The organism is Yersinia alsatica (genome assembly GCF_025133195.1).
Classification (GTDB): domain Bacteria; phylum Pseudomonadota; class Gammaproteobacteria; order Enterobacterales; family Enterobacteriaceae; genus Yersinia; species Yersinia alsatica.
Map to the genome: position 1 here is coordinate 2,437,771 of NZ_CP104006.1, position 23,410 is coordinate 2,461,180.

Below are 23,410 nucleotides of genomic sequence, written 5' to 3' on the forward strand. Positions count from 1 at the left end.
TAACTCAATGGAGGTATTTAGCAATAATAGTTCAGATTTGCTGAATAAAAATGTGATGAATGGATAAATTTTTGCGTGATAGCGCAAATAACCAGCTGAATTTGCTGGTTATATAATATTTTATATAGCGATATTTTTTAGTCGAAGGTGGCGTAAAACCGCTGATTTAGCCATAAATCGATAGCATGGCGGCTGGCTTCAAAATGTGGCTCGGGCAATTCTCGCGGGTTGCACCATATCCATTGCTGACACTTATCTGGCTCTTTCAGCTCTGGCTGCCCACCGGGGTGTGATGCCAGCAAACAAACTGAAACGGTGTGTTTAGCTTCTGCCCGCCAGGTCGCCAGATTATTGCACAATGCGATAACTTTCATCTCATTGATATTTAAACCAGTTTCTTCCAGCATCTCCCGCTGAGCGGCTTGTTCAAATGACTCGCCAGCCTCCATGTGACCGCCGGGAATTGACCAGTAAGGCGCGTGCTGACTACAGCGTTTGCCCAGTAACACTTCACCTTGTTGATTGACGATAATGACGCCAACACCTACCACGACAGACATCGTATTGACTCCTTTGCAATGCGTGTCAGCAAGCATCAGCTATTCATGCTATTTTGCTGCCGACACCGGCCTATTCACCATGAAAATGTGCGGAGTGTCAAAAATTCATCAAGAATAAAAGCAGAAAACTTGCATATATTCTGAGTCGGAAACACACTCCTTGAAACGTTTCAGCGTTATCTCGTCACCAGATGATAAAGGGTAACGCTCCTTTTTCTCACCAAAGCTGAAACGATTCAATTTCAGTAGAGAGGAGACATAATGTTCCAGTTATCAACCAAAGATATCCATCTGGCTGCACAAGCAGGCAGTAAAAACGAGGCTATCACCCAGGTAGCCGCCGCGTTGACTCAGGCTGGCTGTGTAGCCGCCGCCTATGTCGATGGCATGTTAGCCCGTGAGCAACAAACCTCGACTTACTTGGGCAATGGCATCGCTATCCCCCATGGTACCACTGATACCCGTGACCTGGTGCTGAACACTGGCGTACAGGTTTTCCAATTCCCGCAGGGTATCGCGTGGGGCGAAGATCAAACCGCCTATATCGTTATCGGGATTGCCGCACGCTCTGACGAACATCTGGCCTTACTGCGTCAGCTAACCCACGTATTAAGTGATGATGCGGTTGCGGCAAAGTTGGCCAAAACCACGTCAGCTGAAGAGCTACGCAGTTTGCTGATGGGTGAGCAAAAAACCGCTGAATTCCACTTTGACACCTCACTGATAGCACTCGATGTTGCGGCTGATAATTTGATCACGCTGCAAGCGCTGAATGCGGGCCGCCTACAGCAAATCGGCGCGGTTGATGCTCGTTTTGTCAGTGATGTGATCACCCGTGAGCCACTGAATCTGGGGCAGGGCATTTGGCTGAGTGATAGCACTGAAGGCAATTTGGTCAGCGCCGCTACGGTAAGCCGCCCGGCAACTGCATTTGAGCATAACGGAGAGAAAGTGGCCCTGCTGCTGACACTGTCGGTTGCTGATGACCAGCCGCTCTCGGTGCTGAACTATTTAAGCGACCTGTTATTGGCGAAAAAAGCTGACGCGTTGCTGAACGCGGATGCGGCGGCATTGCTGGCGCTGCTGACCAGCGAGTATGTCGAGCAGAACGCAGTATTAAGCGCTGAGTTTGTTATCCGTAATGAACATGGGTTACATGCGCGCCCAGGGACGATTTTAGTCAATACAATCAAACAGTTTACCAGTGAAATCACCGTGACCAATTTGGACGGCACCGGTAAACCCGCTAATGGACGTAGTCTGATGAAAGTTGTGGCTTTAGGGGTTAAGAAAGGGAATCGCCTGCGCTTTACCGCCAGCGGTGAAGATGCACAAGCAGCACTGGATGCCATTGGTGAAGCTATCTCCGCCGGTTTGGGCGAGGGGGCAGCATGAGCAGAAGAGTTGCAACTATCACACTGAATCCAGCTTACGATCTGGTCGGTTTTTGCCCGGAAATTGAACGTGGCGAAGTTAACTTGGTAAAAACCGCCGGTCTGCATGCTGCTGGTAAAGGCATCAATGTTGCCAAGGTACTGAAAGACTTGGGTATTGATGTCACGGTCGGTGGTTTCTTGGGTAAAGATAACCAAGACGGCTTCCAACTGCTATTCAGCGAGCTGGGCATCGCTAACCGTTTTCAGGTGGTGCCGGGCCGTACCCGCATTAACGTCAAACTGACCGAAAAAGATGGCGAAGTCACCGACTTTAACTTCTCCGGCTTTGAAGTCACTAAACCGGATTGGGATCGCTTCGTGACCGACTCATTGAGCTGGTTGGGGCAATTCGACATGGTTGCCGTCAGCGGCAGTCTGCCCGCCGGTGTTAATCCTGATGACTTTACCGACTGGATGAAGCGCCTGCGCAGCCAATGCCCGTGCATCATTTTCGACAGCAGCCGTGAAGCACTGGTGGCAGGTCTGAAAGCCTCGCCATGGTTGGTCAAACCCAACCGCCGCGAACTGGAAATCTGGGCCGGTCGCCCATTACCTGAGCTGGGTGATGTGGTCGAAGCCGCACACGCCCTGCGTGATCAGGGGATTGCCCATGTGGTTATCTCGCTCGGGGCAGAAGGGGCGCTGTGGGTTAATGCCTCTGGTGCTTGGTTGGCAAAACCGCCGGCCTGTGAAGTGGTTAGCACCGTGGGTGCTGGCGACTCCATGGTCGGAGGCTTGATCTATGGGCTGCTGATGCGCGAATCCAGCGAACACACGCTGCGCTTGGCAACAGCTGTTGCTGCTTTGGCCGTCAGTCAGAGCAATGTGGGTATTACGGATCGCCCGCAGTTGGCAGCCATGATGGCGAAAGTTGACCTGAAACCCTTTAATTGATCTCCGGAGGCGAAATGAAAACGCTACTAATAATAGACAGTTCGCTCGGGCAGGCCAGAGGCCACCTTGCGACACTGATGTTGGGTGCTGCGGCGGCAAAAGCAGGACTGAGCTGGGTTGATAAGGCCGCAGATGCTGAGTTGGTGATTGTCGCAGGGCAATCCATCCCGGCTGATGCTGCGCTGAACGGCAAAAAAGTCTATCTCGGTGATGTAGAAAAAGCGGTACGCGACCCGGAAGGTTTTTTGGCCCAGGCTATTGCGCAGGCTAAACCTTATCAAGCCGCAGTGACTGCTACTCCAGCAACATCGTCAGCAACTGCGCCTAAGCGCATTGTGGCAATCACTGCTTGCCCGACCGGTGTGGCTCACACCTTTATGGCCGCTGAAGCCATTGAAAGTGAAGCGAAAAAACGTGGCTGGTGGGTAAAAGTTGAAACCCGTGGCTCCGTTGGTGCTGGTAACGCGATTACACCAGAAGAAGTCGCAGCCGCCGATTTAGTGATTGTGGCGGCCGACATCGAAGTGGATCTGGATAAGTTTGCCGGTAAACCGATGTACCGCACCACCACCGGTCTGGCCCTGAAGAAAACCGTGCAGGAGCTGGATAAAGCCTTGGTTGAAGCTGAAGTTTATCAGCCAAAAACCGGCAGCAGCACTGGGGTGAAAAAAGCAGAAACTGGCGGCCCTTATCGCCATCTGCTGACCGGTGTCTCTTACATGTTGCCAATGGTAGTTGCCGGTGGCTTGTGTATTGCACTCTCCTTCGTGTTTGGTATTAAAGCATTTGAAGTCAAAGGCACTTTAGCCGCGGCCTTGATGCAAATCGGTGGCGGTTCTGCCTTCGCCTTGATGGTGCCGGTGTTAGCTGGTTTCATCGCCTTCTCCATTGCTGACCGTCCGGGTCTGACTCCGGGTTTGATTGGCGGTATGTTAGCCGTCAGCACTGGTGCTGGCTTCCTGGGGGGTATTATTGCCGGTTTCCTGGCCGGTTATGTAGCAAAAGCCATCAGTACCAAGCTGCGTTTGCCACAAAGTATGGAAGCGCTGAAGCCGATACTGATTATTCCGCTAGTAGCCAGCTTGATTGTCGGTTTGGTGATGATTTATGTGGTCGGTACGCCGGTGGCAAAAATCATGACTGGCCTGACTGACTGGCTGCAATCCATGGGTACCGCCAATGCGGTGCTGCTGGGCGCTATCCTCGGTGCGATGATGTGTACCGATATGGGCGGGCCGGTGAACAAAGCGGCTTATGCCTTTGGTGTGGCGCTGCTGAGTTCGTCAGTCTATGCCCCGATGGCAGCTATCATGGCGGCGGGGATGGTGCCTCCGCTGGCAATGGGTCTGGCAACTCTGCTGGCACGTCATAAGTTTGACAAAGGCGAGCAAGAAGGGGGCAAAGCGGCGCTGGTACTGGGGCTGTGCTTTATCTCTGAAGGGGCGATTCCCTTTGCCGCGCGAGATCCAATGCGTGTTTTACCGTGCTGTATCGCGGGTGGCGCATTAACGGGTGCTCTGTCTATGGCCTTCGGCGCGCAACTGATGGCTCCACACGGTGGTCTGTTCGTGCTGCTGATCCCGGGCGCAATTCATCCGGTACTGCTGTATCTGGTGGCTATCATTGCCGGTACTGTTTTGGCCGGTGGCCTGTACGCAATGCTAAAACGCCCAGATGCAGTGGTCGCGAAAGTTGCATAAATATTATTAAATACGATTAAGATAACTATTATTGAGTAATGCCAGTCAGAATTAACTGACTGGCATTTTTATTGGTAAATCATATTGTTATACATACCTAATGCCATTATTAACGGATAATAATGTAGTTAAATTTGTGCTTGCCAGGGTTAAGTTGCCTCTATAAAATACCGGTCCGTTACTATTTTCCCTTATGTCTTTAATCACTCAACGACTTTTAAATTAAAAGGAGGCAAGGGTGAGTAGCCCTATTATTTTAGATAAATTAAAAAATGTGCTTGTCATTAATAATGAAACACATGCTTTATCAAAAAATGAAGTGCTGCTGTTGGAACATCTCTATTTACATGGTGGTGAAGTGATTCCCCGCGATGATTTGCTCAGTACCTGCTGGCCTGATCGGGTGGTATCCCCAGTTTCATTACCGGTGGCGATAAAGCATATTCGCGATGTATTACGCAAGGCCACCCAAAACGAGGTGATTAAAACCCATAAAAGTGTGGGTTACAGTTTCCAGCAAGATAGTCTTGAATTGGCAATTAACAGTGCGGTGTATGAGCAACAAATCAATACAGCAGAAATACGTCAAGAGACCCCAGTAGAGAATAGTGCAGAGCAGGAACAACCCTTGCAATCGACTAAAGTGCATGGCGGGCAAAGATTCTCCCATAACTACACTTACTATTTTATGGCTATTGCCATTATTGTGGTTATGGTGCTTTTTATCAGCGGTGAAGAGGATGTTATCTCTTTTACTGATAGCGATACTCACAGCACTATTATCACCAATGTGCCACCGGCGCTGGATAATAGCGCTGCAGCATTACCCAAGGTCAAGAATGGGGTGATATTTAAAGATAACTTTGGTTCAGTTATCGTTTGCGACCAAGTGGAGTGTCAGTGGCAATGAAAATCAAATCTGTGGCTATCATATCTATTTTCTCCATTATTACTTTATTATTAATCTATAGTTACAAACACTTATGTTATTACTCCGAAATGAAGTATGGCAGCAATACCGAGCATATTGATATTAAGGTGAGCGGACTAAAATTTGACATTTTGCACTATATCACTGATAAGGATTCGCATTTAATCCTGTCAGAAGAGATGTCCGGTATTAGCCTACGGAAACCGGGTGGGGGATATATTTTCTTCCCGCTGCACTCATATCAATCAGCAGCTAATGGTCAGCCCAAAGGATCACTCAAGTCATTAGGTTCAGTGTTATCGGTTTGTATTTATGAAGTTGATAATCAGAAAAAGAATATTGTCAGTTTCTTTAATGGCGATCGTGGGTTTATTGAAATAAACGGTGAAACTATTCATCTGTCCTCGCTATTATTGGGTTTACAAGGTAAACATACCCATGCTTCTTATCTCAGTGTGAGTGAATAATAACGTTACAATGAAAATATTCGTTTAATTAACTATGGCTCATAAAGTAAAAAAGCAGGCTATCTCAATACGATAGCCTGCTTTTTTTATTGGTCAGTTTTTATTAATCATTAATAAACCATTAATAATTTAAATCATCAAAAAAACTTTGCCAGTATATGCCCCGTCAGTGATGGCGACGCTTGCAAAGAACGGGTGTTAACTTATTAACTTAACTGACGGAACGAAAACGGAACGCGCTGACGCGCTGAATAGCTTCGTTTTTAAAATCATTACTGTAAACATTGTTGTAGATATTTATCTTTGTCGTAGATATTTATCTTCTTCATATTAAACACCACATTGGAGATCTAGGAAAGAAATGAAAAAATTCGCGAAAAAACATTTAGCAATTGCTGCATTCATGATGGCTTTGGGGGGCATGGCGAATATGGCACATGCAAATCTGATCTACGCCAAAGACGTGTCAGCTGACAAGGAGGTAAAACAAGGCGGATCAGCAAAAGTTGAATTTGTGGCCTCTGAGGATACAATAGTCGCAGGCAAACAGCTACAAGACGTAAATGCATTTGTGTTAAAAGTATCAGATTCAGCAGAACATTCCGGTTGGAGTCTAGTAACAACTGGCGACTCAGCAGGCGGTTATATGTATAACGACAGTGGTGATAAGGTCGGACTACATAGTAGTGATTGGGATTGGGAAGCATACCAAAACGGCTGGCATATCGATAACAGTAGTAGCGAAGAAGTAGAGGATTACCTTTACTTAAAGCAAGGCCAAGTGCTTAAAGCAGGAGTATATCATTTTACAGGTCGAGTTGAAGAATATCTGTAATTAGCTATTAATTAAGCAGAGAATATGGCGGTTTATTATCGTCATATTCTCTATGTTGTTTTCAGCTTTAAACTCCCTCCTTGGGGGGGGTATTTTCAATGAGGAAATAAATGAAAATAAATATTAAAAAAGTTATTTTTATAATGCTTTCATCATTAATATATCTGCCTTGTGTTTATGCTAAGGAGACTAATTTTAATACCATTCAACATAAATTTTCAGTAAAAGTGGGGCAAACACGAACTATCTACCCGTTATCTTCGGTTAAAGGGATTTCATTGTCGGTGATGAATCCACAAGATTATCCTATATTGGTGCAAACACAGGTTAAGGGCGAAGATAAACACTCGCCAGCCCCGTTTGTGGTGACGCCACCGCTATTCCGTCTTGATAGTGGGATGCAGGGCAGGGTACGCGTTATTCGTACCGGTGGTAACTTCCCGCAGGATCGCGAGAGCTTACAATGGTTATGTCTGACCGGGGTACCACCGAAAGAAGGGGATGTGTGGGATAATCGTCAACACGACAAAAATAAAACGGCCCAAGATGTTAATCTGGATATTCGATTGTCTGTCAGTACCTGTATGAAATTATTGGTTAGACCCGACCAACTCAAACAAAAACCGGAGGAAGTTGCCGGAGAATTAATATGGCATCGTAAAGGAAAACAATTGCAGGTTAATAACCCGACACCTTTTTATATTAGTTTCGAATTTATTCATTTGGGTGACAAAAATATCAATTTATCTTCTGCTGGCGAAAATATCTATGTTGCTCCCTTTGGCGAAAGAAGTTATGCACTGCCGGTTGACATGGCAGGGACGCCATCTGAAGTTAATTGGCAGATCATTGATGACTTGGGGGGAGTGAGTAAGATATTTAAAGCCAGGGTATTAGGTTGATGGCTGCTTCCTGATATTTCCCCTGCTTATTTATGGGGTATGGCGATGTTTTGTTCTTTAAATAATTTGGTGATTAAACTTATCGTTTTGCTGGCAATAGGTTTGGTGTCCCCAGCTTGGGCCAACCATTATACTTTTGACCCGACATTATTGGCTGATAATAATGCTAAAGATAAAACGGAGCTTTCTTTATTTGAACAAGGTGGGCAGTTACCGGGTACTTATCTGGTGGATATTATCCTGGGCGGCGAAAAGGTGGATTCCACCGAGGTGGCGTTCCATTCAGTAAAGCTATCCAGCGGAGAATATGCACTACAATCTTGTTTAACTAAAGAGCAATTATCCCGCTATGGTGTGGATGTGGATAATTACCCGGAATTATTGCCGCCAGCAAAAAATACCCAGCAGGGTGAACAAGCTGGCCAGTGTGTTAATTTGGCGGCTATTCCACAGGCCAGTGAAGAGTTTGAATTTTATCATATGCAACTGGTGCTGAATATTCCGCAGGTAGCATTGCGGCCCAAGGATGAAATCCCAATCGAGCGCTGGGATGACGGTATTACGGCTTTTCTGCTCAATTATATGGCCAATAGCAGTGAAACAACTTATCGCCAACATGGCCAGCAGCAGCGCTCACACTATATTCAGCTGTATCCCGGTTTGAATATTGGGGCATGGCGTATTCGTAATGCCACCAGTTGGAGCCAATCCGGTGATACTGGCGGCAAGTGGCAAAGCAGCTATATCTATGCCACACGCGGGTTATACCGCTTAAAAAGCCGGATCACTTTGGGGGAAAGTTATACCCCCGGTGATTTTTTTGGCAGTGTACCATTCAGTGGAGTGATGCTGGGTGATGACGCCAATATGTTACCAAGTAGCCAGCGCGATTTTATGCCCGTAGTGCGCGGCATTGCTCGCTCTCAGGCACGAGTGGAAGTGCGGCAAAATGGCTATCTGATTTACAGCACCGTGGTGTCACCGGGGCCATTTGAGTTAACTGACATGCTACCAAATCACTCAGATGGTGATTTGCATGTGACGGTGTTGGAAAGTAACGGCGCAACGCAGCAGTTTACCGTGCCTTATACTGTACCGGCTATCGCGCTGCGCAAGGGGCGTTTGCGCTACAACCTGATGGCAGGGCGCTATCGCCCCGCTAATGTGGATGTGGAAACCACGCCCATTGCGCAGGCCACCCTGGCCTATGGTTTGCCGTGGAATCTGACCGCCTTTGTTGGTGGGCAATGGTCGCCGCACTATCAGGCCACCACGGCTGGGATGGGGGTGATGCTGGGGGATTATGGTGCGTTGTCATCCAGTATTACCCAAGCCTGCAGTGAATATCGTCAACAGCAGCCGGTGAAAGGGCAAGCATGGGAAGTGCGCTATAACAAGACGTTGCAAGCATCGGGTACTTCATTTTCATTGGTCAATAGCCAATACAGCACCGCAGATTTCCATAGCTTATCTGATGTGTTGCAGAGTTATCGGCGCCATGGTGATAGCGGGTCGCACTCAAACCCGCTGCGCAACCAAACTAGTGTGGTGGTTGGGCAACCCTTAGGTCAGTTTGGTTATCTGAACCTCAATTGGTCACGACAGAATTACCGTGATGCTCCGGTGAGCAGTTCGTGGGGCGTTCAGTACAGCTTCAATATCGGCAATTTATATTGCTCACTGGATTGGACGCAAAATCAGTATCGCGGTAATCAGGAGCGCCTGTTGAGTTTGTCGGTCAGTATGCCGCTGGGGCGCGCGCGCGACACTTATGCGGCTTACCGCATGACGTCATCTGGTGAGAGTAAAGACCATGAATTGAGTCTGTATGGTCGTGCTTTTGATAATCGGCTGAGCTGGAACGTACGCCAAACAGAACGTTATGCTCAATTTCACTCCGGTGGAAACAGCGGTTCATTGGGCCTGGATTGGCAGGGTAACTACGGCGATATTGGCGGGGATTATTACTATACCCCGACGATGCGCCAGATCAGTGCCAATGTGTCTGGTGGGGCGATTCTCCATCGGCACGGGCTGACATTGGGGCCGCAAATCAATGGCACCGCCGCACTGGTTGAAGTGCCGGGGGTGAGCGGAGTGTCCACCAGTGAAGATCACCGGCTGAAAACGGATTTTCGCGGTTACAGCATTGTGTCGGGTATTTTCCCTTATGAAGAGCATGATATTTTGCTGGAAACTACCGATTTACCGCCGGACGCGGAGGTGACAAAAACCGATGCCAAGGTGCTGCCGACCGAAGGGGCGATTGTTCGCGCCAGCTTTAGCCCACAAATCGGGGCGCGGGCGCTGATGACCATCAAACGGGCTAATGGCGAGATTATTCCGTTTGGTGCGATGGCCAGTTTGGTCAATCAACCGGCCAATGCGGCGATTGTCGACGAAGGCGGGAAAGCCTATCTGGCTGGCTTGCCGGAAACTGGGCAGTTGTTGGTGCAGTGGGGCAAGGATGCCAGCCAACAGTGCAAGGTGGATTACCAGCTTGCGAACGCGAAAAAAGGCGACGTCGGGCTGTATATGCTCAGTGGAGTGTGTCATTAAGAGGGATAAACCATAGCAAAATGCCCGTCAGGTTAGCTTGCGGGCATTTTTTTTTGCTTAAATTTCCGCCTGTGATTTCAACCAAGCTATCTCTTCGGCCCAGATATCCGGGTTCACTGTTTCCAGAATCAGCGGAATATTATCAAAGCGCGGATCGCGCATAATATAGCTAAACACCGTTTTGCCGATATTCCCCTCACCCAAGCTGTGGTGGCGGTCAACACGGCTGTTAAATTCACTTTTGGCATCATTAAGATGCATACCGCGCAGATATTGGAAGCCCACGATATCACCCAGTGCGGCGAAAGTACGCTGACAATCCTCCTCGGTACGTAAATCATAACCGGCAGCAAAGGCATGGCAGGTATCAATACAAACACCCACGCGACTTTTATCTTCTACGCCGTCAATAATGGCGGCCAGATGTTCAAACTTAAAGCCGAGATTACTGCCCTGACCGGCGGTATTTTCAATGACTGCGGTTACCCCTTCAGTGGCATTCAGTGCAATATTGATGGATTCGGCGATGCGGGCCAGACATTGGTCTTCATCGATTTGCAATAAATGACTGCCGGGATGGAAATTCAGTAACGACAGCCCCAGTTGCTGGCAACGAACCATCTCATCGATAAAAGCTTCACGGGATTTTTCCAGCGCCTCGGTGACTGGATGGCCGAGATTAATCAGATAGCTGTCGTGAGGCAGGATTTGAGCAGAAGTGTAGCCATACTGCTCGCAAGCCTGTTTAAATTTCTCAATAACATCTTCTGCCAGTGGCGCGGCGCGCCATTGACGTTGATTTTTGGTAAACAGGGCAAAGGCCGTGGCCTCAAGTTGGTGCGCCCGAATCACCGCCTGATCGACACCACCCGCTGCGCTAACATGTGCACCGACAAATTTCATTCCATTCTCCTTTATTTTCCTCTGCATTATGGCATTAATAGGGGATCGATTGAATGGTGAAAAACATAAATAAAATGCGGGTCACGTTTGGGTAATTCTTTTTGTGTCTATTGTTTACCAGAGATATTTTGCACTTTCTCTGAGGGAAAAGCTTTTGATATAATATTTATGACCATGATAAATGATTGGTTTTTATCATTCTTTTTTTGTTATAACGGATTGGACGATTTTTATGAAAAAGACTTTATTAGCTACGTCTTTGATAGCTTGTTTATCAATCATGTCAGTCAATGTATATGCTGCTAATGAAAATACCGTTTCTATTGGTTATGCTCAAAATAATATAAGTGCAGCGGGTAATAGCTTAAATAAAGATCCTAAAGGTTTTAACTTTAAATATCGTTATGAAATTAATAATGCTCTCGGGCTAATAGGTTCATTTACTCATACCCATCAAGGATATAATTTATCTGATGGCTATGGCGATGTTGGCTCTGGTGATTTTGATTATTACTCATTCACTGCGGGCCCATCTTATCGTTTTAATGAATATGTTAGTACATATGGATTAATAGGGGCCGCGCGAGGTAAGGTCAGCCTATCTGTATTTGATGAATCTGTCAGCGAGAGTAAGACCGCTATGGCCTATGGCGTTGGGGTACAATTCAATCCGCTCCCAAATATTGCCATTGATGCCTCATATGAACATACCAAATTGAGTGATATTAAAGTTGGCACATGGATGTTGGGTGTTGGCTATAGATTCTGATTTATTGATATAGCCACAGAATTCAACTGAAAGCATACTTTTCGGTTATTTTCAGGGTTGGTATTGCGGTTTCTTATACCTAAGCCCCTTGGTTATGATCCGCTCCAAATTTGTGGATGCCATTAGGGGTCATGCTGATGCTGTCTCTTGAACTGAGAACTGCTCAAGAGACAGCTGATATGCCCCTTCTTCTGCACTAATTAAATAGCGAATAAATTCTTCCTATATCGATTTACGCGGCAATATGCTGAACCAGTAAGTTGATGCCGGTCCCCCCGATCAGCAACCAGGCAAACAGCATTAAAGCCAGTAACAGCGGTTTTATCCCCGCCTGGCGAATAGAGCCAACGTGGGTAGTTAACCCCAGAGCTGCCATCGCCATCGCTAGTAAAATAGTATCCAATACAATCAGATGGTTAACCCAAGCTGCGGGCAGCAGGTTGAGTGAGTTGAAACCGGCCATCAGAATAAATATCACCGCAAACCACGGAATGGTGATGGCACTTTTCTCACGTTTTTCCCCATGGGTCTTCATGCTGCTACGGCCCAAATAAGCGGAAAGTAACAGCAAGAACGGGGCTAGCATCATGACGCGGATCATTTTGGTGATAACCGCTGCATTTTCAGCATCAGGCCCCATCGCATGGCCCGCCGCCACGACCTGCGCCACTTCATGAATGGTTGAACCGGCAAAAATACCAAAGGTTTCCTGACTAAATGGCAGCCATTGATAATGCAGATTCAACTGGTACAGCCATGGATAAACAAAAATGGCTAACGTCCCAAAAATCACCACGGTTGCCACCGCTACCGCAACTTTGCTGGCATCGGCTTTCAGCACCGGCTCTGTCGCCATGATTGCCGCAGCGCCACAAATACTGCTACCGGCACCAATCAGCATCACGGTTTGCTGGTCCAGACCAAATACCCGTTTACCCAGCCAGCACGCCAGTATGAAGGTCGAACTTAAGGTTAACAGGTCGATAATCATCCCGGTGGCCCCGACATCAGCCACTTGCTGAAAAGTCAGCCGGAAACCATATAAAATAATCCCTAATCGCAACAAATGTTGCTTAGCAAGCACCACCCCGTCAGCACAGACTGGCTGCACCCATGGGTACAAGGTATTGCCCACCACAATGCCGAATAGAATAGCCAGAGTCAGAGCCCCTAGCCCCATATCGATAAACCACGGCATATCACCCACTTTAAGTGCTACCCCAGTAAGCACACCGGTTAATACTAAACCCGGGATATAGCGGGTCAGAGTAAACTGCTGTGGTTGGGAGAGTCCTTTAGTATGAGAAGTCGCCATGTTATCTCCTGTGTCCTGTAAAGATTGCGCACAGTTTACTGATTTTTAGCATAATAGATAAATTCATTATATATTTATAATCAATCGATATAAGTGGTAAAGGTGCTTGGAGGCATCACAAAATGAGTGGTTTCAGTTATTGATAATGCAGGCATACACAGGAGAGCATGCCTGATAATTTATTTATGGCGAAGTGGGTTGGTCAGTTTGCCCTGTGGCAGTAGGGGAGGACTGATCATGTGGATTAGGTGTTCCTAGCATACAAGCGTTATAGTCCTCTATTTCTGGTTGCAGACAGGCCGTTATGCATTCGTCTTCACTTAATCCAGCAAGTAAGCAAGCATTCGCCGACCAAGAAATAGCTGAAATAGTTAAGGAAAGCAGTAGATATTTAATAGGATTATTCATAAGTACGCCTCAATAAGTTAAATGAATCCATCTATTTAATATGTGAGGGGTCATTGACGATATTCTAATTTCCAAGCTAATAAATAATATTTATACTGAATATATACAATGAGTTACCACACCACGAAAACAATATGCTGATAGTGCGAGCAGTTCAATGAACTAATACTCGTATTAATAGGACTAAAGCATCGGAACAACCTGCAGATGACTGGCGGGTGTAGTGGGGAGAGCAAGCAACGACGTTACAGTTGCAATATTTAATCAGCGATATAAGGTTTTAATATGAAGAAGATAAAACCAGAAAAGTCGCTTTGGGCGATATTGGTGATTGCACCACTTATTTATTTATTGATTCCACCTTATTTAGTCGCTTATTTTTTCAAATTATATAACTTGAATCCTTTCCATATAGCGTCGCTGCCGCATTTTAATCCATTTAAGACCGAGCGCGGCATCCCATTATCACATACTTTTAGCTATCTGCTGATTATGTGGTTGATTTTAAACGTAGTTGTCAGCACTATTGTGGCAATAGTTTATCGGTTATTCTTTCGTCCAGAGGATAATAAATAGTATTTTCGCTGCTTAATTTGATCCCTGATAACCTCCCGATTTTACTCAAAGGTGTTAGTCTTATACGGTAATTGAGGCTATATAATCCTTTCGTCAGCAATTACTTTGGGTAGACATTAGCTCCTCTCATCTGGCAACTGACGAACAGAGTGATGATAGCGTCCTCCATTTTTTACTACAGAGACCGTTATGCACATAACCTTACGTCAACTTGAAGTCTTTACTGAGGTGCTAAAGAGCGGCTCCACCACCCAGGCATCGGTTGTGCTGGCGCTTTCACAATCGGCAGTCAGTGCTGCCTTGGCGGATTTGGAAGGGCAATTAGGGGTGCAACTTTTTGATAGGGTCGGTAAGCGTTTAGTGACCAATGAGCATGGGCGTCTGCTTTACCCCAAAGCGCGTGCGCTACTCGATCAGTCGATTGAAATAGAACAACTTTTCTTACAGGATTTAGGTGCATTACGCATCGCGGCCAGTAGCACTATTGGCAACTATATGTTGCCGGGCATGATTGCCAAGTATCGGCGTGATTTTCCTGGCACGCCGCTGGAACTGAATATTGGTAATACCCAGGATGTCATTGAGGCGGTAGCTGATTTTCGCGGAGACCTGGGGTTGATTGAAGGGCCATGCCATATGCCGGAGCTAATGACTCAGGCCTGGCAACGCGATGAGCTGGTGGTGTTTGCGGCCCCTGATAATCCACTATGTCATAAAATGCTGACTCTGGATGAGCTAGCTGACGCCGCTTGGATCCTCAGAGAGCGAGGTTCAGGTACCCGCGAAGTGCTCGACCATTTATTGTTGGCAAAATTGCCCCATTTTAAGTTAGTTATGGAACTGGGCAACTCAGAGGCCATTAAGCGGGCAGTGCGTTACGGCATGGGAATCAGTTGCTTATCGCGTCAGGTTATTGCCGATCAACTCGCCAGTGGTGAATTGATCGTGCTTAATATCCCTTTGCCGCCACTTTTCCGCACGCTATACCTGATTCATCATCGGCAAAAACACATCTCCAATGCTTTACAACGTTTTCTTAGTTACTGTCAGGAAGAGACTTGAACGCGGTGGTTTTCATGTCAGTGTATTAGCAGCATGGTGCGGCGGGTTTTAAGTGTTTTACACCAGCTAAAAGGGCGATTTTGGCTTGAATACCCTGTTGGCATGAGCTTCTTCTGACAATTAAGCTTTTGCTAATAATTGGGCTGGGATCATGAAGGTATCTTATATCAGCGCATTGTTACTAACAGAGCCGGTGGGATTTGTTACAATCCCGCCTCATTTTTAAGGGCGGATTAGGGTAAGAATGACTCAGCAACATACTAAAATCCCAGCGCAGCAGGGTGCACAGCGCTTACGCCGAGAGCTTAAATCACGGCATCTAGCCATGATCGCTATCGGTGGTTCAATTGGTACCGGTCTATTTGTGGCCTCAGGGGCGACGGTATCACAGGCAGGCCCAGGTGGAGCATTGCTCTCCTATGCATTGATTGGCCTGATGGTTTATTTCTTGATGACCAGCCTCGGTGAACTGGCGGCATTCATGCCGGTATCCGGTTCATTCTCGACTTACGGCTCAAAATATGTTGAGGAAGGCTTCGGCTTCGCCCTCGGCTGGAACTACTGGTACAACTGGGCGGTCACTATCGCCGTTGACTTGGTTGCTGCACAGTTAGTGATGAATTACTGGTTCCCGGACACCCCAGGCTGGATCTGGAGTGCGCTGTTCCTCGGCTTGATGTTTTTACTGAATTGGATATCAGTAAAAGGCTTTGGTGAAGCGGAATACTGGTTCTCACTGATTAAAGTGACCACAGTGATTATCTTCATCATTGTGGGCGTAATGATGATCAGCGGCATCATGAAGGGCGGCGAAAGTGCCGGCTGGCACAACTGGACTATTGGTGATGCACCTTTTGCGGGTGGTTTCTCCGCGATGATTGGTGTGGCAATGATTGTCGGTTTCTCTTTCCAGGGGACTGAGCTTATCGGTATTGCTGCGGGCGAATCAAAAGATCCGGGCAAGAACATTCCACGCGCGGTGCGCAAGGTGTTCTGGCGTATTTTGCTGTTCTATATCTTCGCGATCCTTATTATCAGTTTGATCATTCCGTACACTGACCCAAGTTTGTTACGTAATGATGTTAAAGATATCAGTGTCAGCCCGTTCACCTTGGTGTTCCAGAATGCGGGTCTGCTGTCGGCAGCTGCGGTGATGAATGCAGTTATCCTGACGGCAGTATTATCCGCCGGTAATTCAGGCATGTATGCTTCAACCCGCATGCTGTTTACGCTGGCTTCAGAAGGTAAAGCACCACGTATTTTCGCCAAGCTTTCTAGCGGCGGTGTACCGCGTAATGCGCTCTATGCCACGACGGTAGTGGCTGGTTTGTGCTTCTTGAGCTCGATGTTTGGTAATCAAACGGTCTATCTGTGGTTGCTTAATACCTCAGGGATGACGGGCTTTATTGCCTGGTTGGGGATTGCCATCAGTCATTACCGTTTCCGTCGCGGTTATATGATGCAGGGCCGTGATTTGAATGACTTACCTTATCAATCAGGCTTCTTCCCATTAGGGCCGATTTTTGCCTTTGTGCTGTGTTTGACCATTACTTTGGGTCAGAACTATCAGGCATTCCTGCAAGATCGCATTGATTGGTATGGCGTCACCGCCACCTATATCGGTATTCCATTGTTCCTGATCATTTGGTTTGGCTATAAGCTGACCCGTGGTACTCGGGTAATCAAATACAAAGATATGGAATTCCCTAAATGGCGCGATGATAGTCATGATGAGCAGGAACCGAAAAAACCGGTGCTGATCTCTGACTAACCTCAGGATGCAATAAGAGAAGGGCGATAACATTATCGCCCTTTTTTACATCCATAATTTGAAGGTTATCTGCCCCATCTTCCGCAAATATTTTCGCTAACTTCACCTCATTCCCCCTATCAGAACGTGGGTAAAATTAACCCTATTGATTAAATAATATTATAAAATAAGCATTTACAAACAATTAGATTAAATCAGTTATAGCAATCTTATTGATAAGTATTATCGTTTGTTTTATTGTTAGCACCATCTGATAAGGAAGTGTAAAGGGCATTGGGGTTGGTGAGCCTGAAGACCGTTCTGGCGACATCCCCTAAAACCAATAATGGCCCGTGGCAGGTAACAGACATAAATGAGTGTATCTACAGAACCCATGACCAACACGCAGCAGCAAACTGATGTCAGCGTCATGGGGCGTTATAAGAATATTGTACGTCACCGCCTGTTAATTATGGGTATTTTGGTGTTGGCGATTGTCGGCTGCTTGTTGTTGGATTTCACGATGGGGCCATCGGGCCTAACATTGTCGTCGCTGTGGCAGACATTCATTGATCCGGCCAGCGCGAATGCGGGTACCCGGGTTATTGTTTGGGATATTCGTTTACCCTATGCCTTGATGGCGGTGGTGATTGGTTTATCGCTCGGGCTGGCCGGGGCTGAAATGCAAACCATCCTGAATAACCCACTGGCTAGCCCCTTTACCTTGGGGGTTTCCTCAGCGGCGGCATTTGGTGCGGCGTTGGCGATTGTCTCGGGGATTGGTATTCCTGGGGTGCCTGACCAGTGGTTTATCTCAGTTAATGCCTTTATTTTTGCTCTGTTCGCCGCCTTGATGCTCGACGGAATTACACGCTGGACGCGGGTGGCGACTTCCGGCGTGGTGTTGTTCGGTATTGCCTTGGTCTTTACCTTCAATGCGCTGGTTTCAATGATGCAGTTCATTGCCAGTGAAGACACCCTGCAAGGCTTAGTCTTCTGGACCATGGGCAGTCTGGCGCGTGCTTCATGGAGCAAACTTGGCATCATGCTGGCGGTGTTTGCCCTGATGCTGCCATTGTCGATGATGAGTTCATGGAAACTGACCGCATTGCGCTTAGGCGAAGACCGCGCCATCAGTTTTGGTATTGATGTTCGCCGCTTACGCTTGGGAACATTGCTGCGTATCAGCATATTATCGGCGTTGGCAGTGGCATTCGTCGGCCCGATTGGTTTCATCGGTCTGGTAGCGCCGCATATTGCGCGCATGATTTTTGGTGAAGACCACCGTTTCTATCTGCCCGCCAGTGCCCTGATTGGCGCGCTGGTCCTGTCGATGGCGTCCATTGCCTCGAAAAACCTGATTCCTGGCGTCATTATTCCGGTTGGCATCGTGACCTCGTTGGTGGGCGTACCATTCTTCCTCAGCATTATTTTACGCCATAGGGGGAATGTATGACTTCAGGCTTACGTATTGAGAGTTTTAATGCGGGCTACCCGAAACGCCCGGTGATTCAAGACCTGACGGTACCCTTGCTGCCACGCGGCAAAATTACTGTATTGCTTGGGCCGAATGGCAGCGGTAAGTCAACCTTACTGCGCTCCTTGGCGGGGTTAAACCGCGCCCAAGGTCAGTTGTGGCTGGATGGCAGTGACCTGATGCAGATGCCGTTTGCCCAGCGGGCCGAAAAAGTGGTGTATTTGCCGCAATCACTGCCCGCAGGTGTGCATCTGCATGTGTTGGAGTCGATTATCGTGGCCCAACGTGCCTCTGGCGGGCGCAGTAATGCCAGCAGTGAAGCAGAAGTGATGGCCTTACTGGAACAGCTAGGTATTGCTCACCTGGCACTCAGTTATCTGGATCAACTTTCTGGCGGTCAGAAGCAATTGGTGGGGTTGGCGCAATCTCTTATTCGCCAGCCGTCACTGTTATTACTTGATGAGCCACTCAGCGCGCTGGATCTTAATTATCAGTTCCATGTGATGGATCTGGTAGGTAAAGAAACCCGTAAACGCAATATTATTACTGTGGTTGTGGTTCATGACATCAATATTGCCTTACGTCATGGCGACCATGTGCTGATGCTGCAAAACGGCACCTTGATTGCTGATGGTTTACCCGAGGATGTGATTACGCCGCAAAGTCTGGCCAGAGTATATGGTGTGAAAGGGCGTATTGAGCGCTGTTCACAAGGAACACCACAAGTATTAATTGATGGGTTGGTCACAGAGCCCACAATATAAATAAGTCATTTTTTTATGCCTTATTTCACGCGGTGCACCAGCACTGTGATGTAAGGCATATATTTGAGAAGTAACCGATTTTATAAAATAAAAATTATCTATTAAGCAGGAGTCGTTGGAAGCGCTATTTCTGCTTTGGTGAGCTATTGCCGATGTTTATAAAAATAATATTTATCACCTGCCCGTCAGGCGGTATCGCTACAGGCAAAAAGAACCTGATGGAAAGGCTCTGAGTAAATTTATATCTCATGGAGAACGTATAATGGCGAAGGCCAATAAGAGTTTTAGGAAATCTAATGCTGCGGCATTGGTAATAGCGACAATTATCTCATCTCAGGCGTATGCCGCTGAAACCAATACCACCACAACAGATACTATGGTGGTAACGGCAACAGGCTTCCAACAACGTATTCAAGACTCAGCGGCGTCTATTTCTGTTGTTACCCGCGAGCAAATTGAAAATAAAGCTTATCGTGATATTACCGATGCGCTAAGAGATGTCCCGGGCGTGGTGGTGACTGGCGGCGGTAGCCACAGTGATATCAGTATTCGTGGTATGGCCGCGAAATACACGCTGATTCTGGTCGATGGCAAACGAGTGGATACCCGTGGCACGCGGCCAAACAGCGATGGCTCGGGTATTGAGCAGGGCTGGCTGCCGCCACTGGCCGCCATTGAGCGCATTGAAGTAGTTCGCGGCCCGATGTCCTCACTTTATGGCTCCGACGCCATGGGCGGGGTGATTAACGTCATTACCCGTAAAGTGGGCAAAGAGTGGCACGGCACCGTGCGTGCTGATGCGACTTTGCAAGAAGATGCCAAATCTGGCGATATTTATCAAACCAACGCTTATGCTTCTGGCCCATTAATTGACGGTTTACTGGGATTAAAAGTCAGCGGTCTGCTTTCTCATCGTAGTGAAGATAAAATTGTCGATGGCTATAATGAGCAGCGCCTAAGAAATGGTGCAGCGACATTTACTCTGACCCCGGATGACAAGAACGAATTTGATTTTGATATTGGCCATTATGTGCAAGACAGAAATTCAACCGCTGGGCGTTCAGTGGCATTAAATGGCAAAAGCAGCGATGTACAATATGACCGCAATAATTACGCGGTTACCCATCACGGTTATTATGATTTTGGTAATTCAACCAGCTATGTTCAGCGTGATGAAACCCGCAACCCATCGCGGGAAATGAAAAGTGTCGATAATATCTTTAATAGCCAAACTTCATTCCTGTTCGATAGCCACACATTAATTCTTGGCGGCCAATATCGCTACGAAGAATTATATGATGAAGGCAACCAATTAGTGTCAGCCAGTGATTTGACTAAATTGACGCGCTGGAGTTGGGCACTGTTTGCTGAAGATGAATGGCAGATGACCAATGATTTCGCACTGACCGGCGGTATCCGCATGGATCAGGATGAAAACTATGGTACTCACTGGACACCACGTTTATATGGGGTCTGGCATCTGGCAGAACAATGGACATTAAAGGGCGGGGTATCCGGCGGTTATCGTTCACCTGATTTGCGTCAGGCTACCGAAAACTGGGGGCAACTCACCGGTGGTGGCCGTGGTGATCCGGCGATCATTATTGGTAATGCTAACCTGAAACCTGAAAGAAGCCTTAGCCAGGAAATTGGTATTCTCTGGGATGATCAGGAAGGTATGAATGCCGGAGTCACGCTGTTTAATACTGATTTTAAAGATAAAATTACCGAGGTGCGCCGCTGTACTGACGTTGATGCAAGCGGCAAGCCCTCAGGCAATGCGTCCGGTCAGTGCATGATCAATGGCACCAGCTATAAATTTATTAGTGACCGTACCAACGTGGATAAAGCCATGACGCGCGGTGTGGAAGCTACTTTCGGCTGGGATATCAATAAAGAGTGGTCACTGACGTCCAACTATACCTTTACTCAATCTGAGCAGAAGAGCGGGCAGTTCTCTGGCCAGCCACTGAATCAGATGCCAAAACATATGCTGAACGGCACACTGAACTGGCAAGCGAGTGAAGAATTAGCCACCTGGATTCGGGCTAACTACCGTGGTAAAACCTCGGAATATCTTGACCGTACCAGCATGGGCACTCAAACCCCGTCTTATACGTTTGTTGATGTCGGGGCCAACTACCAACTGACAAAAGAGTTCCGTCTCATGGGCGGCGTCTACAACGTGCTGGATAAACGTGTGGATATTGAAGTTAACGATAAGGTTCTGGATGGGCGTCGTTATATGGTTGGGGCGAGCTACGATTTCTAATTCCCCTTTGTCCTTGGCGTCGCAGGGGTGTTAGCGGCACTCACTCACCCGAGTCACTGACTGCCAATTTGCGGCGATTTGCTGTCGCAGGGGTTAGCGATATTTGCTGACCCCTGTGGCTTCATCAGCTCAGGCCAATATCTATCACTTTCTGGAATGCCGGTCTCTGCGCCAGCTGTTGATACCAACGCTGTAAGTGCGGTAATTCCGGGCGCTCAATCTGCAGGTTAAACCAGGCGTAAGCCAGACAGCCTAAGGGAATATCACCGATACCGAATTGATCACCAGAAAGATAGGCTTGCTTGTCGAGGGCCGTATCCGCAATTGTCATCAATTTATTCAGTTGCTCAATACCTTGAGCGATCTTCACTTTGTCTTGCTGTTCTGGCGCGGTGCGCACGAGCCCAATAAATACCGCTTTAAAGGGCTCCACGACACTGGACGAAGCCCAATCCATCCATTTTTCAGCACTTGCTCGTTGCCGCGCATCAGGTAGATAAAGAGTCTCTTCGCCATATTGCGCCGCCAAATAGCGCACAATAGTGTTCGATTCCCACAAAATAAAATCGTCATCTTGTAGGCAAGGGATCAGGCCATTTGGATTCAATGTGCGATAAAGCGGCTCATTAAGCTTGCCATACTGACCACCGACATCAATTCGCTCATAGCGGAGACTCAACTCTTCCAGACACCACAGCACTTTTTTGACATTGGTCGAGTTATTTCGACCCCAGACCGTCAGCATATCAAATCCTCTTTATTTAACGCCGTTGCCAATGATGGATATCCCAGTCATGTAAAATTGCCAAATCTACCAATTCGGTGCCCGGATTGATGACTGCGGCACGGTCGACATATTCCAGTAGCGGCTTGTCATTGATGGAGTCACTGTAACCATAAGTTCGCTGGAAATCTAACTGGGGTGACTCCGCCAGCCACTGTTTCAACCGCTCGACTTTACCTTCACGATAAGTCAGGGTGCCGTATGTCTTGCCGGTATAGCGATTGTTTTCCAGCTCGACGCCAATCGATAACGCCGCATTGGCAGAGAAATACTGTGCAATCGGGGTGACCAAATGCTCGCCAGTGGCTGAAATAATGACGATATAATCGCCACGTTCTCGGTGCCAGGTTAGTAGCTTTCTGGCTTGTGGATAAACGCGAGGCAAAATATCGCGCTCAATAAAACGCGCCACCCAACCTGCCACTTCAGACTGATGTTTACCGACCAGAGGTGACAAAGTCGACTCCATATAACAGGACATCGACAGGTTCCCTTGGTAATACTGCTTCATTAAATATTGTTCTTGTTCTGCCAGCTCGATGGGAGCCAGTCCCTCATCAACTAACCAGCGCAGCCATAGGCCAGAACTGTCATCGCTTATTAGCGTTTCATCAAGGTCAAATAGGGCCAAATCCATTAAGCCACCTCCTGGTTGGTAAATCGAATGAAGTGAAACTTAACAGTGCTGGTGCTGAGCATCAGAATATTCCCCACTGGAATAACGGCTATCAACAGCTAACCTAATACTTTCTACCCAAATAGGGAAGTTAAGCAGATTAGTCGGCAAATAAGACAGAACAATGAAATCCTTTTCATTTCTCCAGAAACAGGCTTTCGGCGCGCCATCACGTCGTCAACTCATTGAGTTATCTCAACTCGTTAAGACTTATTTTATGGGCTAGTGCGAACTCAGCTTAAATCAACCCCCGCTATATTGACCATTCAGCTGCCGCGCCAACCCGAAATCTATTGGCTACAGACCACTCTGATAAAAATGAAAGAAATAACATAGAACGGATTGATATTGGTGTGCTGAGAAATTTCGG

General features: G+C 47.4%; 21 protein-coding genes. 15 read left to right on the forward strand and 6 right to left on the reverse strand.

The genetic code is table 11. The features are described 5' to 3' along the window. Positions 1-137: 137 nt before the first annotated feature. Positions 138-560 carry a nucleotide triphosphate diphosphatase NUDT15 gene (locus N0H69_RS10780; RefSeq protein ID WP_050151034.1) on the reverse strand — a complete coding sequence of 141 codons (423 nt, stop codon included), beginning with the start codon at positions 558-560 and terminating at the stop codon, positions 138-140. A 261-nt stretch (positions 561-821) separates the two neighbouring features. Between N0H69_RS10780 and fruB the strand changes: the two genes are divergently transcribed. The 8 genes from fruB (at position 822) to myfC (ending at position 10,284) form a co-directional block, all read left to right on the forward strand. Beyond that, the gene (fruB, locus tag N0H69_RS10785; protein ID WP_050145406.1) at positions 822-1,955 is read left to right on the forward strand and encodes a fused PTS fructose transporter subunit IIA/HPr protein; all 1,134 of its coding nucleotides are present in this window, start codon (positions 822-824) and stop codon (positions 1,953-1,955) included. Further along, positions 1,952-2,890 (forward strand): 1-phosphofructokinase, encoded by a 939-nt coding sequence (fruK, locus tag N0H69_RS10790; protein ID WP_005171387.1) that lies wholly within the window; start codon positions 1,952-1,954, stop codon positions 2,888-2,890. The genes fruB and fruK overlap by 4 nt, the downstream gene beginning before the upstream one ends. 14 nt (positions 2,891-2,904) lie before the next feature. Then, positions 2,905-4,590: a PTS fructose transporter subunit IIBC gene (fruA, locus tag N0H69_RS10795; RefSeq protein ID WP_050120900.1), complete on the forward strand. Its 1,686-nt coding sequence runs from the start codon at positions 2,905-2,907 to the stop codon at positions 4,588-4,590. A gap of 238 nt (positions 4,591-4,828) precedes the next feature. Next, positions 4,829-5,500: a winged helix-turn-helix domain-containing protein gene (locus N0H69_RS10800; RefSeq protein ID WP_050151035.1), complete on the forward strand. Its 672-nt coding sequence runs from the start codon at positions 4,829-4,831 to the stop codon at positions 5,498-5,500. Then, positions 5,497-5,988: a fimbrial polyadhesin regulatory protein MyfF gene (gene myfF, locus N0H69_RS10805; protein ID WP_050151036.1), complete on the forward strand. Its 492-nt coding sequence runs from the start codon at positions 5,497-5,499 to the stop codon at positions 5,986-5,988. Before N0H69_RS10800 ends, myfF begins: the two co-directional genes overlap by 4 nt. Positions 5,989-6,349: 361 nt before the next feature. Next, positions 6,350-6,823, forward strand: coding sequence for a MyfA/PsaA family fimbrial adhesin (locus N0H69_RS10810; protein ID WP_050151037.1), 474 nt, complete (start codon positions 6,350-6,352; stop codon positions 6,821-6,823). A gap of 110 nt (positions 6,824-6,933) precedes the next feature. Then, positions 6,934-7,725: a fimbria/pilus periplasmic chaperone gene (locus tag N0H69_RS10815; protein ID WP_050151038.1), complete on the forward strand. Its 792-nt coding sequence runs from the start codon at positions 6,934-6,936 to the stop codon at positions 7,723-7,725. Positions 7,726-7,770: 45 nt separating this feature from the next. Further along, positions 7,771-10,284, forward strand: a complete 2,514-nt coding sequence (gene myfC, locus N0H69_RS10820) for a fimbrial polyadhesin usher MyfC (RefSeq protein WP_050151039.1) — start codon at positions 7,771-7,773, stop codon at positions 10,282-10,284. A 57-nt stretch (positions 10,285-10,341) separates the two neighbouring features. Here the strand turns inward: myfC and nfo are convergent, their stop codons facing one another. Then, positions 10,342-11,187: a deoxyribonuclease IV gene (gene nfo / locus N0H69_RS10825; RefSeq protein ID WP_050151040.1), complete on the reverse strand. Its 846-nt coding sequence runs from the start codon at positions 11,185-11,187 to the stop codon at positions 10,342-10,344. A 232-nt stretch (positions 11,188-11,419) separates the two neighbouring features. Between nfo and N0H69_RS10830 the strand changes: the two genes are divergently transcribed. After that, positions 11,420-11,956, forward strand: coding sequence for an Ail/Lom family outer membrane beta-barrel protein (locus tag N0H69_RS10830; RefSeq protein WP_050151098.1), 537 nt, complete (start codon positions 11,420-11,422; stop codon positions 11,954-11,956). A 232-nt stretch (positions 11,957-12,188) separates the two neighbouring features. On the opposite strand, the gene N0H69_RS10835 is transcribed toward N0H69_RS10830, so the two are convergent. Then, a complete protein-coding gene (locus N0H69_RS10835; protein ID WP_050120908.1) occupies positions 12,189-13,271 on the reverse strand; it encodes a YeiH family protein in 1,083 nt (360 codons plus the stop codon). Positions 13,272-13,454: 183 nt separating this feature from the next. Next, positions 13,455-13,679: a hypothetical protein gene (locus N0H69_RS10840; RefSeq protein WP_145533219.1), complete on the reverse strand. Its 225-nt coding sequence runs from the start codon at positions 13,677-13,679 to the stop codon at positions 13,455-13,457. A gap of 285 nt (positions 13,680-13,964) precedes the next feature. Here N0H69_RS10840 and N0H69_RS10845 point away from each other — a divergent pair, with 285 nt between their 5' ends. The 6 genes from N0H69_RS10845 to N0H69_RS10870 all read left to right on the forward strand — a co-directional run bounded on the left by N0H69_RS10845 (position 13,965) and on the right by N0H69_RS10870 (position 21,580). After that, the gene (locus tag N0H69_RS10845; RefSeq protein ID WP_050106222.1) at positions 13,965-14,255 is read left to right on the forward strand and encodes a hypothetical protein; all 291 of its coding nucleotides are present in this window, start codon (positions 13,965-13,967) and stop codon (positions 14,253-14,255) included. 189 nt (positions 14,256-14,444) lie between these two features. Beyond that, positions 14,445-15,317 carry a DNA-binding transcriptional regulator YeiE gene (gene yieE, locus N0H69_RS10850; protein WP_050151041.1) on the forward strand — a complete coding sequence of 291 codons (873 nt, stop codon included), beginning with the start codon at positions 14,445-14,447 and terminating at the stop codon, positions 15,315-15,317. Between the two features lie 244 nt (positions 15,318-15,561). After that, positions 15,562-17,088, forward strand: coding sequence for an amino acid permease (locus N0H69_RS10855; RefSeq protein ID WP_050106226.1), 1,527 nt, complete (start codon positions 15,562-15,564; stop codon positions 17,086-17,088). Between the two features lie 352 nt (positions 17,089-17,440). Continuing rightward, entirely contained in the window at positions 17,441-18,523 is a 1,083-nt protein-coding gene (locus N0H69_RS10860; protein ID WP_050106227.1) for a FecCD family ABC transporter permease, read from the forward strand. After that, positions 18,520-19,308 carry an ABC transporter ATP-binding protein gene (locus tag N0H69_RS10865; protein ID WP_050120910.1) on the forward strand — a complete coding sequence of 263 codons (789 nt, stop codon included), beginning with the start codon at positions 18,520-18,522 and terminating at the stop codon, positions 19,306-19,308. Before N0H69_RS10860 ends, N0H69_RS10865 begins: the two co-directional genes overlap by 4 nt. Positions 19,309-19,570: 262 nt before the next feature. After that, a complete protein-coding gene (locus tag N0H69_RS10870; protein WP_050151042.1) occupies positions 19,571-21,580 on the forward strand; it encodes a ligand-gated channel protein in 2,010 nt (669 codons plus the stop codon). Positions 21,581-21,704: 124 nt separating this feature from the next. Here N0H69_RS10870 and N0H69_RS10875 read toward each other — a convergent pair whose 3' ends face one another. Both N0H69_RS10875 and N0H69_RS10880 read right to left on the reverse strand, forming a co-directional pair. Further along, positions 21,705-22,325, reverse strand: a complete 621-nt coding sequence (locus N0H69_RS10875; protein ID WP_050151043.1) for a glutathione S-transferase — start codon at positions 22,323-22,325, stop codon at positions 21,705-21,707. A gap of 16 nt (positions 22,326-22,341) precedes the next feature. Beyond that, positions 22,342-23,001 (reverse strand): HAD family hydrolase, encoded by a 660-nt coding sequence (locus tag N0H69_RS10880; RefSeq protein WP_050133023.1) that lies wholly within the window; start codon positions 22,999-23,001, stop codon positions 22,342-22,344. Between the last annotated feature and the right edge of the window lie 409 nt (positions 23,002-23,410).